The organism is Mesorhizobium waitakense (genome assembly GCF_056431085.1).
The window spans coordinates 1-12,590 of sequence record NZ_JBWKME010000036.1 but is presented as its reverse complement, the minus strand read 5'-3'; the positions used below and the strand labels follow the sequence as shown (position 1 = coordinate 12,590).

The following is a 12,590-nucleotide window of genomic DNA, read 5'->3' as shown; positions in this document are numbered from 1 at the left end:
CCTGTTTCTTGTGGCCTTGCAGACCGTGCTGCATCAGTCCGCCGGCGTGCCGGGACCGCAGCAGGAGTATGGCCAGCAGGCGGACTTGGGTCTTGCACTCACACCCCTTGCTTTCCCGACGATCGTCACGCCTTACGGCATTGCCGCAGTCATCGTGTTTGCGACCCTGGCCACTGGTCACCACGACCAGTCAATCACAGTGGCCGGAATTGTGTCGCTGATCCTGGCTCTCAATTGGCTGGCGATGCAGTTTGCTGAGACTATTCTCAGATGGACCGGAACCGCACTGCAAGTGTTTGCGGTGGTGCTTGGCGTGACCCAGGCTGCCTTGGGTCTGCAGGTAATCCTTCACAATTTGCACTTGATCGGTGCCTACGCTGGAGGGGCGGGCTAAACTGGTCCTGAACCGGCCGGCGATTGCGGTGCCAGCCGGCGTCACCTGCCTAAAAGAGGAGAAGCCTCAATGCTTCGTTTCGAGCTGTTGAACGAACCAGACATCCTGATCGCGACTGCAGACGGACCTCTTGAGGAAGCCGATTTCGCAAAATTCGCTGAGCAGATCGAAGCAGACAGCAGTTCGCAGAACCGGCCGACGCCTGATGATCCGAACGGAGTCATTCCCCAGCTGGGAGAGTTTCGAGGCGTTCGTGGCACATCTGAAATTCGTCTCCGACCACCATCAACAGATCCAAAGAATGCCATGTCACGGATTGTGAATTAGTAAAGATCATACCGCGCGGCGCCAGTCTGCCGGGTCCATCCCAAGATCAAGCAATTTGCATTAGCGGAAACGGACGAGGCCCTCGCCTGGCTTGAAACAGGGCTGTGAACTGGTGGCGATTGCCGCGGGAGCTGCGGTTCAAAGATCGTCAGCGTCATTTCACTCGACACCGCCTGGTCCGACTTCACGGAGGGGAGCCCGCTGATGTTCGTTCACTGAGCGTGCAGGCTGTCGGTCGACCGCTGTGTGAGAGCAGTGCAGGCGGGGCCCGCAACCTTCAGACTTGGGAGCGGGTTCGCAAGGCCGAGATTTGCCGAGGTTTTGACTGCCGGTGCCTTACGGCCGACGACGAGTCTGTGTCTAAATATGCTAGATTGACGTGGCGGTGAGATCGTTGCACGCTTGAAACTCCTTTTGACACATAGTGTTTTGGCGGTGGCTCGACGAAGGAGCGCGAGATGGCCAGACAAATTTCCCTCGTTGCCGTGATTGTTTTTTTCGGTTGCAGCGGTGCTCAGCTTTCAAGCACTTGCGGCTAGCGAGCCCTCATTCAGCGACTTCCCGTTCATGGTGCACTGCGAACTCAGCGGGACTGATCGCTCATTCTACCTGGCGAAGATCGATCCGGACGGCGTTGCCGTATACATTTCGCCGGATAGGCAGGCTGGTACTGTGACGGTTCACGGAACCGCCGAAGCGGTGGGCGGCGACTGGTCGGGAAGTTGCGCCGGAAAGACGCTTCAGCAGTTGAGGGATGCAGGCCAAGCATTCGATTTGCACTAGTCGGAACCGCACTTAGGTCGGCTCCCCAAACTCCGCCTCGTTCCTTGCCGATGGGCGTCTCTCATAGTCGACGGACGGCAACAGCATGACCTCCGTCTCGGCGCGGCCGTATTCCCTGCCGATTTGAAACGCCGCATAGATCGCACCGAGGCGGATCAACAGTCTAAGCATGGTGGTTCTCCTTCGACGGAGAAACCACGCGGCAGGCAGATAGTTCCGTATGCCGGAACCATGCAGACCGGTGCTCGTTCATCTGTTTGGTACACCGGGGAAGGACGCAGAAATGGCCGTCAAGAAATCAAGCGGCGCGAGCCGGGTAGTAAAGGGCCAGGAGCTAGAGGTTCAACACCTCACTGAAGTTACGGACTTGTCGCCCAACCAGGCGCGCGGCCTGCTCCGCAAGCACGGCGCGGACTGGCCGAAGCTGAAGGACGAAGCCGAGAATTTGAAGGAAGAGGACTGACAAGTGCATAGTTAGCCGCGGCTCTCCTAATGGAGAGCCGCGACAACCCGCCCCGCTCTATCCGCCCCAGAAAAAGCTAGGCGACCTTGAGGTCCTTGACCGCCTTCTCGAAGGCGGACTTGATCGGCTCGGATACGTCCTCGACGGCTTTGGTCGTGACGGCCTGTAGTTCCCTGGTCTGCTCGACGGCACTTTCAACCTGCTTACGGACGAAGGCGGCCTGCAGTTCAACGAATTCGGAAGGCGACTTTACGGCAATTAGGGCTTCGAAATGAGAGAAGGCGGCTTCGGTGTTGGCGCGCAGAACGGCAATTGTCTTCAGCGACAGGTTGCTGGAAGCGGCTTTGGCGGATGCGAAGCTCGTCTCGAGAGCCTTCTGGGTCGTCTCCGAATCCGCCTTGAATTTGGCGAGAACTTCTTTCGACTGCTCAACGCCCTTTTCCGTGAAAGCGCTGACCTGCTCGATGGCCTTGGATGCATCAAAAGCGGGGTACGCGTTTTCGATAAATTCAGCGGTCTTTTCAGTGGTCTTGGACATCGTTTCATCCTTCGTTTGGGGGGGGCGACTTTTAAGAAGCCTTCGCATTTGTATTAGCATTACCTAACGGAAGTTTGTGTGCAATGCAACATCTTTGTTGCGCTGCACCATGACTTTGACCACCGGTCCCGCACGGAGCGGAACGGACTACCCGGCCCCGGCCGGTTCAGCGAGTCTCGTTGACTGGCTGCCGCATCGGCGCATAGTCGTCGACGAACGCGATGTCCCTATTTGGGGAACGGTCTTATGAGGGGAGGCAGGCCATGGAAGTCGCAGGTAGCGCTCGTGCCGACGTTCACGTCCCGTATATTCTCGTCCATTCCGAGCGCGAGATTAGGCGTCTCGGCCATCAGGCCGGCATCATTAACCCGATCACGCGAAGAATCTTGCTCTCTGCGGGCATGAGTCCCGGGATGCGCGTGCTCGACGTCGGCTGTGGCGCGGGCGACGTTACATTCCTGGTTTCCGAGATGGTTGGCAGCGAGGGTCAGGTCGTCGGCGCAGATCGAGCCCCAGCGGCCCTTGCGGCGGCGGAGCGGCGCGCGGCGGAGCATCCGATCCAGAATGTCAGCTTTCGTGAAGGCGATCCCGCGGCACTCTCGTTCGACCGACCGTTCGACGCCGTGATCGGCCGCTACGTTCTGATGTTTCAACCTGATCCTGTCGCCATGGTGCGTGGCGTCGCTCGTCATGTCAGGCCTGGAGGGACCATCGTCTTCCATGAGCCGGATTGGGACGGCTGTCGATCCAGCCCGCCGGCGCCGACCTACGACCATTGCTGTCGATGGATCGTCGACACGTTTCGGCGCAGCGGTATCGAGACCAATATGGGTATCAAGCTCGATGCAGCATTCCGTGCGGCTGGATTGCCCGCGCCCTCAATGCACATGGAGGCGGTCGTTGGGGGAACCAAGGGCGGATTCGAATGGTCACACCAGACCGCCGAACTCATTGTCACGATGCTGCCGGAAATCCAAAGCCGGGGAGTTGCGACGGCCGCTGAGGTCGATATTGAAACTTTGGGACAGCGCATGCAGCGCGAAATCGAGGCGGGTAGTGTGATCGTGAGTCGCTCGGAAGTGGGCGCCTGGTCGCATGCCTCGAACTAGCCATAACAAGACTGGAGCGACAGGTAGTCCGTACGAATCCTTTCCTGGCCACCCATCTCGAACGACTGCTTCGCGTCGCATCTCGGTCGTAGAGGTCAGCCTCGCCGCTTCACGAAAGCGGACATGCTTCCGACCACTTGGAGATCGTGATTACGCCAGGATCGGGCGTTTCCCTTGCCGGATAGAAGGCAGTCGATCGGCTCGCATTCTAACCGGCAGCCTTCAGTAGGCCGGCCGAAATGCAGACTGTGGACTGACCTGCATTCTCCATTTCGAAGCCGACCGTTTAATGAGCTAACCTCCAAGCCATTCCATTCAAGCAAGTCGCCGTTGACAAGCGTGCGCCTGCTCGTGTTCTATTCCGCAAGCGCACATTTCCCGCGTCCGGCAAGGCCGGGCAAGGGCAGCATGGCCTCGCCGCGTCTCATGGAGCATGGGATGCGTGTGGGGCCTTTGTTTTTTTGAGGTCCGGGTGAAGACGTTCAGGGTCGGCATCCTCTATTCAACCAGCGGTCCCTACCGGGCGATCGGGCGCGATTGCCGCGCCGGCGCCGAGTTCGCCATCGAGGAACTTGAGAAAGCCGGTAGTCCCGTGCGTATCGAGCCGGTCTTCGGCGATCCCGCCGGCCAGCCGGAGCGCTACCTCGATCTGATCCGCACCATGCTGCGCGACGATGGCTGCCGCAATGTGATCGGCACCATCACCTCGTTGTCGCGCAAGGATGTCGTCCCGCTAGTGGAGAAATATGACGGGCTGCTCTGGTACATTTGCCCCTATGAAGGTTTCGAGGCCAACGAAAACGTCATCTACACCGGCGCCTGTCCCAACCAGCATCTGATACCGCTATTCGACTATATGCTGCCGCGCCACGGCAAGCGCGTCTATCTCGCCGGCGCCAACTATGTCTGGGGCTGGGAGATGAATAGGCTGGGGCGCGAGCTTCTCATGCGCGCCGGCGGCGAGGTGCTTGGCGAGCGTTGTCTGCCGATCGAGGAGACCGATGTCGGCCTACTGATCGCCGATCTGGAGCGCCACCGGCCGGACTTCATCCTCAACAACATGATCGGCCCGTCGAGCTATGCCTTCCTTGCCGCCGTCAAGCGGCTGGGGGAGCGCGATCCCGCCTTCGCGCCGGAACGCTGCCCGGTGTTGAGCTGCGACCTGACGGAATGCGAGCTGAGTGAGATCGAGCCGGGCGTGGCCGTCGGCCAGCTCTCGACAGCCTCCTATTTCGAAAGCCTGGCGTCGTTAGAGAATCGCAGCTTCAAGCAACGCGTCGCCGCCCGCTTCGGCCCCGGGCGTCGCGTCTCCAGCTTCTTTGCCGGCGCCTACGCCGCCGTGAAGCTTTGCGCCGAGGCGGTGTCGGAGGCCGACCGCGACGACCCCGCCAGCGTACGCGGCTTCCTGCATGCCCGGCCGCGGCAAACCGTACTCGGGACGCTGGCCATCGATCCGCGCACCAATCATGCCGCCTTGCCTTTCCATCTTGGCCGCATCAACGAGCGCTCCGGCTTCGACATCATCGCCTCGCGTGGCGCCATCGCCGCCGACCCTTATCTCGTAGGCACGCTGCCTATCCAGCACGCCCCGCATCTGAGGGTGGTGCAATGACGCGGACGCCGAATTTCGTTTCATGGCGCGCCGCGATCCTGCATCGCGCCGACGACAACATCGAGCGCGTGAAGCGGCAGCTCGAACGGCTGGGCGTCACCGTTCTGGTGCAGTGGAAGCCGCTTGATCTTGCCGAAACGCCGGCCGATCTCGTCCTCGTCGACGCCGACCAGGGCTGGAACGATCTTCTGCCATGGGATGGCGACGACGCGCCGGTTCCGGTGGTTGCGCTCTTGGGTTCCGAAGCGCCGGGCCGCATCGCCTGGGCGCTTGCGAAGGGCGCCGGCGCGCTCATCGCAAAGCCCGTCGTCGCCTCCTCGGTATACCCGGCGCTGGTGCTTGCCACGCACGCCCACCACGAACGCACGGCTGTGCGGGCGCGCATTGCCGGCCTGGAGGAGCGCCTGCGGTTACGGCCGATCGTCTACGACGCGATGCGCTCCATCATGGCCGCGCAGGGCACGGATGAGGCCGGCGCCTATCGCATCCTGTGCCACCTCGCAATGCAGCGCCGGCTCACCGTCGAGCACGTCGCCGCCGCCATCGTCGCCGGGCACGAGCCCGTGCCGCGGGCCATGTAGGCGCCGCATGCGGGTCCTGCGCGAACTTGTCAGACGGCCTTCCGCCCTGTTCGGGCTGATCGTGGTCGTGAGCGTTTTGCTGGCGGCGATCTTCGCGCCGTGGATCGTGCACTTCTCGCCGGACAACCAGCTCACCGACGGCCTGTCGCTCGAAGGCGCGCCGCTGCCACCCAGCGGCGAGCATTTGTTCGGCACCGACACGCTCGGCCGCGATCTCTTCTCGCGCGTGCTGTTCGGCGCCCGCACGTCGCTCATTATCGGTCTCGTCGCCAATGGCGTAGCCGTTGCGATCGGGCTTCTGGTCGGGCTGCTCGCTGGCTATTTGCGCGGCACTGTCGGCAATTTGCTGATGCGCTTCACCGACCTGATGATGGCATTCCCGGCTCTGCTGCTAGCCATCGCGCTCGCGGCGCTGCTCAAGCCCAGCCTGTGGATCGTCGCCATGGTGATCGCCCTGGTCAACTGGGTGCAGGTCGCCCGCATCGTCTACACCGAAACGCGCGGCCTGGTGGAACGCGACTTTATCGTCGCCGAGCGTTCGCTTGGGGCCGGCAACGGCCGCATCATCTTTCTGCACATCCTTCCCCATCTGATGCCGACGGCAATCGTCTGGGGCACGCTCGGCATCGCCACCACGGTGCTTTTGGAAGCGACCTTGTCCTTCCTCGGCATCGGCGTGCAGCCGCCACAGCCCTCCTGGGGCAACATCATCTTCGAAAGCCAGAGCTATTTTCAGGATGCGCCCTGGCTGGTGTTCATCCCCGGCGCGATCATCCTTGCCACAGCCTTGTCGTTCAACCTGATCGGCGACGCGTTGCGCGACATCCTTGACCCGACGCAGCGCGGGAGGCTGTGACGATGGCCGTCTTCCTCGCTCGCCGTCTCGTCCAGGCCGTGCTGATCCTGCTAGGCGTCGCCGCCATCACTTTCCTTCTGCTCTACTACCTGCCGGCCGACCCCGCCGTCCTGATCGCCGGCCGCTCCGCGACGCCGCAGATGGTGGCCGCCATCCGGCATGAGCTCGGCCTCGACCAGCCCTTGCTCATGCAGTTCCTGCACTATGTCGGCTCTTTGCTGCATGGCGATCTCGGCCGCTCCTATACGCAGAAGACCGAGGTGCTGCCGCTAATCCTGGCGCGCCTGCCGGCGACGCTGGTGCTCATGGCCGCCGGCATCGTCGTCGAGGTGGCACTTGGTCTGACCTTCGGCATCATCGCGGCGGTTTGGCGCGGCGGTTTCGTCGACCGCTCAATCATGATGCTGTCCTTCGTAGGCGTCTCGTCGCCGCAATTCGTCGTCGCGCTGCTGCTTTTATACGTCTTTGCCGCCACACTAGGCTGGTTCCCAATGTCCGGTTTCGGCACCGCGCGGCATGTGGTGCTGCCGGCGCTGACACTCGGCGTGCTCGGCGCCGGATGGTATGCGCGCATGGTGCGCTCGGCCATGATCGAGGTACTGCGCCAGGACTATGTGCGCACGGCCCACGCCAAGGGTCTCAGCGGCCGCCGCGTCGTGCTAAGCCACGCGCTGCCCAACGCGCTTTTGCCGATTATCGCCATGGTCGGCATCGACATCGGCCAGTTCATGAGCGGCGTTGTCGTGGTCGAGGCCGTCTATGGCTGGCCCGGCATCGGCCAGCTCGCCTGGCAGGCCATCCAGCAAGTCGACGTGCCCATCATCATGGGCGTCACCCTGGTCTCGGCGCTGGCCATCGTGCTCGGCAACCTGCTTGCCGACTTCATCGCGCCCTTCGTCGACCCGCGCATCCGCAGCCAATAACCAACAAAACCAACAGAGGGAGTGAACTCAATGAACAAATTCGCCAAAAGGATGGGCCTGGCGGCCTTGCTCGCCACCTCCGCCCTGGTGCCGGCCAAGCTTGCCTTCGCCGACACGCCGAACAATGGCGGCGACATCATCGTCACCTATAAGGACGACATCGCCACGCTCGACCCGGCCGTCGGTTACGACTGGCAGAACTGGTCGATGATCAACGCGCTGTTCTCGCGCCTCGTCGACTACAAGCCCGGCACGACGGAGCTCGGGCCGGCGCTTGCCGACAGCTACGACGTCTCCGACGACGGCAAGATCTACACTTTCAAACTGCATCCGGGCGTCAAGTTCACCAACGGCCGCGAGGTGACGGCGGCGGACGTGAAATGGTCGATCGAGCGCGCGGTCAACCCGAAGACGCAAGGCCCGGGCGCCGGTTTCTTCCACTCCATCGTCGGCGCCGACAAGATGACCGCTGGCACTGCCGACACGTTGGACGGCATCACCGCGGTCGACGATCACACGGTCAAGTTCACCTTGTCGCAGCCCGACGCCACCTTCCTCAACGTGCTGGCGCTCAACTTCGCTTCGGTCGTGCCGAAAGAGGCGGTGGAAGCCGCCAATGGCGACTTCGGCAAGCACCCGGCCGGCAGTGGCGCCTTCACGCTGAAGGAATGGACGATCGGCCAGCGCCTCGTCTTCCAGAGGAACCCCGACTATTTCGTCAAGGACCGGCCGCATGTCGATAGCTTCACCGTCGAGGTCGGCCAAGAACCGCTGGTGGCGCTGCTGCGCCTGCAGAAGGGCGAGGTCGATATCGCCGGCGACGGCATCCCGCCGGCGAAATACCTCGAGATGAAGAAGTCGGCCGAGTTCGAGGGCATGATCGTCGACCGCCAGCAGCTCGAGACCAGCTATGTCACCTTGAACACCCAAGTGAAGCCCTTCGACAATGCCAAGGTGCGGCAGGCCGTCAACATGGCCATCAACAAGGACCGCATCGTGCGCATCATCAACGGCCGCGCCACGCCGGCCGGCCAGGTGCTGCCGCCGCTGATGCCGGGCTATGACCAGAGCTACAAGGGCTACGCCTACGACCCCGAAAAGGCCAAGGCGCTGCTTGCCGAAGCCGGGTTGAAGGACGGCTTCTCGACGCAGATCTACACCTCTAACACCGATCCGCAGCCGCGCATCACCCAGGCGATCCAGCAGGATTTGGCGGCGATCGGCGTTAAGGCCGAGATCAAGGCGGTGGCGAACCCGAACGTGATCGCCGCCGGCGGCACGCAGGGGCAGGCGCCGATGGTCTGGTCCGGCGGCCTCGGCTGGATCGCCGACTTCCCGGATCCGTCCGACTTCTACGGGCCGATCCTGGGCTGCGGCAGCGCCGTTGCCGGCGGCTGGAACTGGTCGTGGTACTGCAACAAGGACATCGACGCCCGCGGCCAGGCCGCTGACGCCATGCCGGTACCGGCCAAGACCGAGGAGCGCAACAAGGCCTGGGCGCAGATATTCACCGACATCCAGACCAATGACGCACCCTGGATCCCGGTCTTCAACGAACGCCGCGTGGTGGCCAAGTCCAAGCGCATGGGCGGCCCGGACGAGATCTACATCGATCCCACCCGCGTCATCGATTACGAAGCGATCTACGTGAACAAATAGGCTCTTCTCATCTCCCGGCGGCAGGCATACGGCTCGCCGCCGGGACCTTTCCATGATGCCGCCCAAACGGGAGGCGGCTTGCCCAAGAAAAACGAGAAGCAACCATGTGCTTGAAGTGCGACTACACCATCCATCGCGCCAGCCATCATTTCGGCTGGAACCGCGACTTCGAGCCGGCGCTGACGGCAAGGCCCGGCTCGACAATCCATTTCGAATGTCTCGATTCCTCGGGCGGGCAGTTCAACGCCAGCTCTACGGTCGAGCATGTCAAGACGATGGATTTCGGCAAGGTCAATCCGGTGACCGGACCGGTCTATGTCGAAGGCGCAAAGCCAGGCGATGCGCTGAAGATCACCCTGCGCCATTTCGAACCTTCGGGCCTCGGCTGGACCGCCAACATTCCGGGCTTCGGCCTGCTTGCCGACCAGTTCGAGGAGCCGGCGCTGCACATCTGGAAATATGACGCCGCCTCGATGACGCCGGCGCTCTATGGCCCTGGTGGCCGCGTACCGCTAAAACCCTTCGCCGGCACGATCGGCGTGGCGCCTGCCGAACCCGGCCTGCACTCGGTCGTGCCGCCGCGCCGTGTCGGCGGCAATCTCGACATCCGCGACCTTTCGGCTGGCACCACGCTCTATCTGCCGGTCGAGGTCGAGGGCGCGCTGTTTTCGATCGGCGACACCCATGCCGCTCAAGGCGACGGCGAGGTCTGCGGCACCGCCATCGAGAGCCGTATGGATGTCGAGGCGACGATCGAGCTGGTCAAGGACGCGCGGCTGCAAAGCCCGCGCTTCACCACGCCGGGACCGGTGACCCGCCATCTCGACGCGGCCGGCTACGAGGCCACCACCGGCATCGGGCCGGACCTGATGACTGCGGCGCGCGAAAGCGTCATGCGCATGGTCGACCTGCTTGCCGCGGAGCATGGGCTGAAGCCGGTCGACGCCTACATGCTCTGCTCGGTTTGCGGCGACCTGCGCATCAGCGAGATCGTTGACATGCCGAACTGGGTCGTCTCGTTCTACTTCCCAAGAATCATCTTCAATTGATGGCGGATGCTTCCGGGCCAGAGCAGGATGCCGTCCTGACCGTCGACAAATTGTCGGTGGACGCGCTGACGCCTGAAGGGGCGAGGCGCGTCATCGACGGCATCAGCTTTGCCTTGGCGCCGGGCGAGACATTGTGCATCGCCGGTGAGTCCGGTTCGGGCAAGTCGGTGACGGCGCTTTCGATCATGCGCCTGTTGCCGCGCACTTCGCTGCGCATCGCCGGCGGCGACATCAGGCTTGAACGCCAGAGCTTGCCGCGCCTGTCCGAGCGCGCCATGCGCGACGTGCGGGGCGGCGAGATCGCCATGATCTTCCAGGAGCCGATGACCTCGCTCAACCCGGTCCACTCGATCGGCGCGCAGCTGACCGAGGCGATTCGGACCCATCAGGGCGCGGAAGGCGCCAGCGTTGAAAATCGTGCCCGCGATATGCTGGACGTCGTGCACATCAGCGACCCGGCGCGGCGCATGAAGCAATACCCGCACGAACTCTCCGGCGGCATGCGCCAGCGCGTTATGATCGCCATGGCCCTGTCGTGCCGGCCGAAGGTGCTCTTGGCCGACGAGCCGACGACAGCGCTCGACGTTACCGTGCAGGCGCAAATCCTGAAACTGATGCGGGAGTTGAAGCGGGAGTTCGGCACCGCCATTATCCTCATCACCCACGACATGGGCGTCGTCGCTGAGATGGCCGACCGAGTGGCCGTCATGCGCGATGGGCGGATCGTCGAGGCAGCATCCGTGCTCGACATCTTCGAGCGGCCGCAAGCCGACTACACGCGCGAATTGCTCGCCGCCGTGCCGCGCCTCGGTGCATTCGCAGGGACTGACACGCCGCCTCGGGTCACGGCCACCCCTCCGCCACCTGTACCAAACGGCGCCACTCCGGTGCTTGCGGTCAAGAACCTTGTCGTCGACTACGGCGCTTCCTCCAATATCTTCCGCCGCCGCGCCTCGGAGGCACCGGCGGTGCAGGACGTCTCCTTCGACATAATGCCGGGTCAGACGCTCGGACTCGTCGGCGAAAGCGGGTCCGGCAAGTCCACTACCGGCAAGGCCGTGCTCGGCCTTGTCCCTTTTATTGGCTCGGTGACTGTCGACGGCACGTCCATCCAGGGTCTCTCCGCCAGCGCGATGAGGCCGGTGCGGCGCGCCGCGCAGATGATCTTTCAGGATCCCTACGCCTCGCTCGACCCGCGCATGACGGTCGGTGCGGCAATTGCCGAGCCGCTCGCCATTCATAGCATCGGCACCAAGAGCGAGCGGCGCGAGCGAGTGGCCTCGCTTCTCGGACGCGTGGGGCTCGCCGCCGATCATGCCTCGCGCTATCCGCACGAATTTTCCGGCGGCCAGCGCCAGCGCATCTGTATCGCCAGGGCGCTGGCGCTCGAACCAAAGCTGATCGTCGCCGACGAGAGCGTTGCCGCGCTTGACGTGTCGGTGCGGGCGCGCGTGCTCGACCTGATGCTGGAGCTGCAGGAGACGCTCGGGCTTGCCTATCTCTTCATCTCGCACGACATGGCGGTGGTCGAGCGCATGAGCCATGATGTCGCCGTCATGCGTGCCGGCCGCATCGTCGAAGCTGGCCCGCGCCGCTCAGTGCTTTCCTCGCCACGCGAGGCCTACACACGCGAGTTGATCGCCGCCGTGCCCATTCCGGCCCCACGCGTCGCAAACCCACAGAAGTAGCGTTACAGAGACCGAGCGGTGGTGGTGGAGGCGGCAAAGCTTAAGGGCACTCTCCGGGCTGTTTCTGCTGTTCTCTGCGCGTCGCCGCCACACTCTCCAGCCCAAACTGGCGATAAATTGTTTCGCGCGGCAGCCCTGTATCCACAGCAACCACCAGCACAGGCAGTAGCGGGCAGGCCCCGTTTGCGCAGCCGGCTAGCTATTACAGTAAGGATTGACCCCCAGCCGTTTGGCAGGTCGCCAAACCTGGCACTCAACTCGCCATAAGTGACCTTGCGTCCCACGCGCGCCGCTTGCGCGACGTAGACGGCGACGTCCAACCGAAATCTATCTGACATTTTGGTTTGTCACAGCTCTATGAAGATTGGGAGTAGTTGGCCTGAATGAACAGCTAAATGGGAACGTTGCGGCACAGCCAGTTGCGTCGCGACGGCAAAATCTTGTTGATTGGTGCCAATGCGCAGATCCTCAGTGCGGATAGTCCGTTCGACTTGCCTGGGCGCCGCCTGACGTCGTTCCCGCCAATTTCTTCATGCTTTGATTAACCGGCTCGGAGAACAGCGGCGCAAAGTTAGATTCCCTTGCGCCGCCGCCTCCTCGCCGCAGGT

General features: G+C 62.9%; 13 protein-coding genes. 11 read left to right on the top strand and 2 right to left on the bottom strand.

From position 1 onward, the window contains the following. Both AC07FD_RS09520 and AC07FD_RS09515 read left to right on the top strand, forming a co-directional pair. The coding region (locus AC07FD_RS09520) for a MarC family protein (protein ID WP_478349632.1) at positions 1-394 on the top strand (394 nt) is incomplete at its 5' end. A gap of 69 nt (positions 395-463) precedes the next feature. Continuing rightward, the gene (locus AC07FD_RS09515) at positions 464-721 is read left to right on the top strand and encodes a hypothetical protein (RefSeq protein ID WP_478349631.1); all 258 of its coding nucleotides are present in this window, start codon (positions 464-466) and stop codon (positions 719-721) included. Positions 722-1,516: 795 nt separating this feature from the next. Here AC07FD_RS09515 and AC07FD_RS09510 read toward each other — a convergent pair. Beyond that, positions 1,517-1,675, bottom strand: a complete 159-nt coding sequence (locus AC07FD_RS09510) for a hypothetical protein (RefSeq protein ID WP_478349630.1) — start codon at positions 1,673-1,675, stop codon at positions 1,517-1,519. A gap of 112 nt (positions 1,676-1,787) precedes the next feature. Here AC07FD_RS09510 and AC07FD_RS09505 point away from each other — a divergent pair, with 112 nt between their 5' ends. Next, the gene (locus AC07FD_RS09505) at positions 1,788-1,967 is read left to right on the top strand and encodes a hypothetical protein (protein ID WP_478349629.1); all 180 of its coding nucleotides are present in this window, start codon (positions 1,788-1,790) and stop codon (positions 1,965-1,967) included. Between the two features lie 76 nt (positions 1,968-2,043). On the opposite strand, the gene AC07FD_RS09500 is transcribed toward AC07FD_RS09505, so the two are convergent. Then, a complete protein-coding gene (locus AC07FD_RS09500) occupies positions 2,044-2,505 on the bottom strand; it encodes a phasin (RefSeq protein ID WP_478349633.1) in 462 nt (153 codons plus the stop codon). A 263-nt stretch (positions 2,506-2,768) separates the two neighbouring features. On the opposite strand from AC07FD_RS09500, the gene AC07FD_RS09495 reads away from it, so the two are divergent. The 8 genes from AC07FD_RS09495 (at position 2,769) to AC07FD_RS09460 (ending at position 11,982) form a co-directional block, all read left to right on the top strand. Then, entirely contained in the window at positions 2,769-3,614 is an 846-nt protein-coding gene (locus AC07FD_RS09495; protein WP_478349628.1) for a class I SAM-dependent methyltransferase, read from the top strand. Positions 3,615-4,086: 472 nt separating this feature from the next. Continuing rightward, entirely contained in the window at positions 4,087-5,226 is a 1,140-nt protein-coding gene (locus AC07FD_RS09490) for a transporter substrate-binding domain-containing protein (protein ID WP_478349627.1), read from the top strand. After that, positions 5,223-5,807: an ANTAR domain-containing response regulator gene (locus AC07FD_RS09485; RefSeq protein WP_478349626.1), complete on the top strand. Its 585-nt coding sequence runs from the start codon at positions 5,223-5,225 to the stop codon at positions 5,805-5,807. The genes AC07FD_RS09490 and AC07FD_RS09485 overlap by 4 nt, the downstream gene beginning before the upstream one ends. A 7-nt stretch (positions 5,808-5,814) precedes the next feature. After that, entirely contained in the window at positions 5,815-6,663 is an 849-nt protein-coding gene (locus AC07FD_RS09480; protein ID WP_478349625.1) for an ABC transporter permease, read from the top strand. A 2-nt stretch (positions 6,664-6,665) separates the two neighbouring features. Beyond that, positions 6,666-7,586: an ABC transporter permease gene (locus tag AC07FD_RS09475; RefSeq protein WP_478349624.1), complete on the top strand. Its 921-nt coding sequence runs from the start codon at positions 6,666-6,668 to the stop codon at positions 7,584-7,586. A gap of 30 nt (positions 7,587-7,616) precedes the next feature. Further along, positions 7,617-9,245, top strand: coding sequence for an ABC transporter substrate-binding protein (locus tag AC07FD_RS09470; protein ID WP_478349623.1), 1,629 nt, complete (start codon positions 7,617-7,619; stop codon positions 9,243-9,245). A 104-nt stretch (positions 9,246-9,349) separates the two neighbouring features. Next, a complete protein-coding gene (locus AC07FD_RS09465) occupies positions 9,350-10,294 on the top strand; it encodes an acetamidase/formamidase family protein (protein ID WP_478349622.1) in 945 nt (314 codons plus the stop codon). Next, a complete protein-coding gene (locus tag AC07FD_RS09460; protein WP_478349621.1) occupies positions 10,294-11,982 on the top strand; it encodes an ABC transporter ATP-binding protein in 1,689 nt (562 codons plus the stop codon). Before AC07FD_RS09465 ends, AC07FD_RS09460 begins: the two co-directional genes overlap by 1 nt. Positions 11,983-12,590 lie beyond the last annotated feature (608 nt).

What these genes read in the sequence shown, in the direction of transcription:
- AC07FD_RS09515 (WP_478349631.1), top strand. Translation starts at nt 464, where the DNA reads ATGCTTCGTTTCGAGCTGTTGAACGAACCAGACATCCTGATCGCGACT.
- AC07FD_RS09510 (WP_478349630.1), bottom strand. Translation starts at nt 1,675, where the DNA reads ATGCTTAGACTGTTGATCCGCCTCGGTGCGATCTATGCGGCGTTTCAA.
- AC07FD_RS09505 (WP_478349629.1), top strand. Translation starts at nt 1,788, where the DNA reads ATGGCCGTCAAGAAATCAAGCGGCGCGAGCCGGGTAGTAAAGGGCCAG.
- AC07FD_RS09500 (WP_478349633.1), bottom strand. Translation starts at nt 2,505, where the DNA reads ATGTCCAAGACCACTGAAAAGACCGCTGAATTTATCGAAAACGCGTAC.
- AC07FD_RS09495 (WP_478349628.1), top strand. Translation starts at nt 2,769, where the DNA reads ATGGAAGTCGCAGGTAGCGCTCGTGCCGACGTTCACGTCCCGTATATT.
- AC07FD_RS09485 (WP_478349626.1), top strand. Translation starts at nt 5,223, where the DNA reads ATGACGCGGACGCCGAATTTCGTTTCATGGCGCGCCGCGATCCTGCAT.
- AC07FD_RS09480 (WP_478349625.1), top strand. Translation starts at nt 5,815, where the DNA reads ATGCGGGTCCTGCGCGAACTTGTCAGACGGCCTTCCGCCCTGTTCGGG.
- AC07FD_RS09475 (WP_478349624.1), top strand. Translation starts at nt 6,666, where the DNA reads ATGGCCGTCTTCCTCGCTCGCCGTCTCGTCCAGGCCGTGCTGATCCTG.
- AC07FD_RS09470 (WP_478349623.1), top strand. Translation starts at nt 7,617, where the DNA reads ATGAACAAATTCGCCAAAAGGATGGGCCTGGCGGCCTTGCTCGCCACC.
- AC07FD_RS09465 (WP_478349622.1), top strand. Translation starts at nt 9,350, where the DNA reads ATGTGCTTGAAGTGCGACTACACCATCCATCGCGCCAGCCATCATTTC.
- AC07FD_RS09460 (WP_478349621.1), top strand. Translation starts at nt 10,294, where the DNA reads ATGGCGGATGCTTCCGGGCCAGAGCAGGATGCCGTCCTGACCGTCGAC.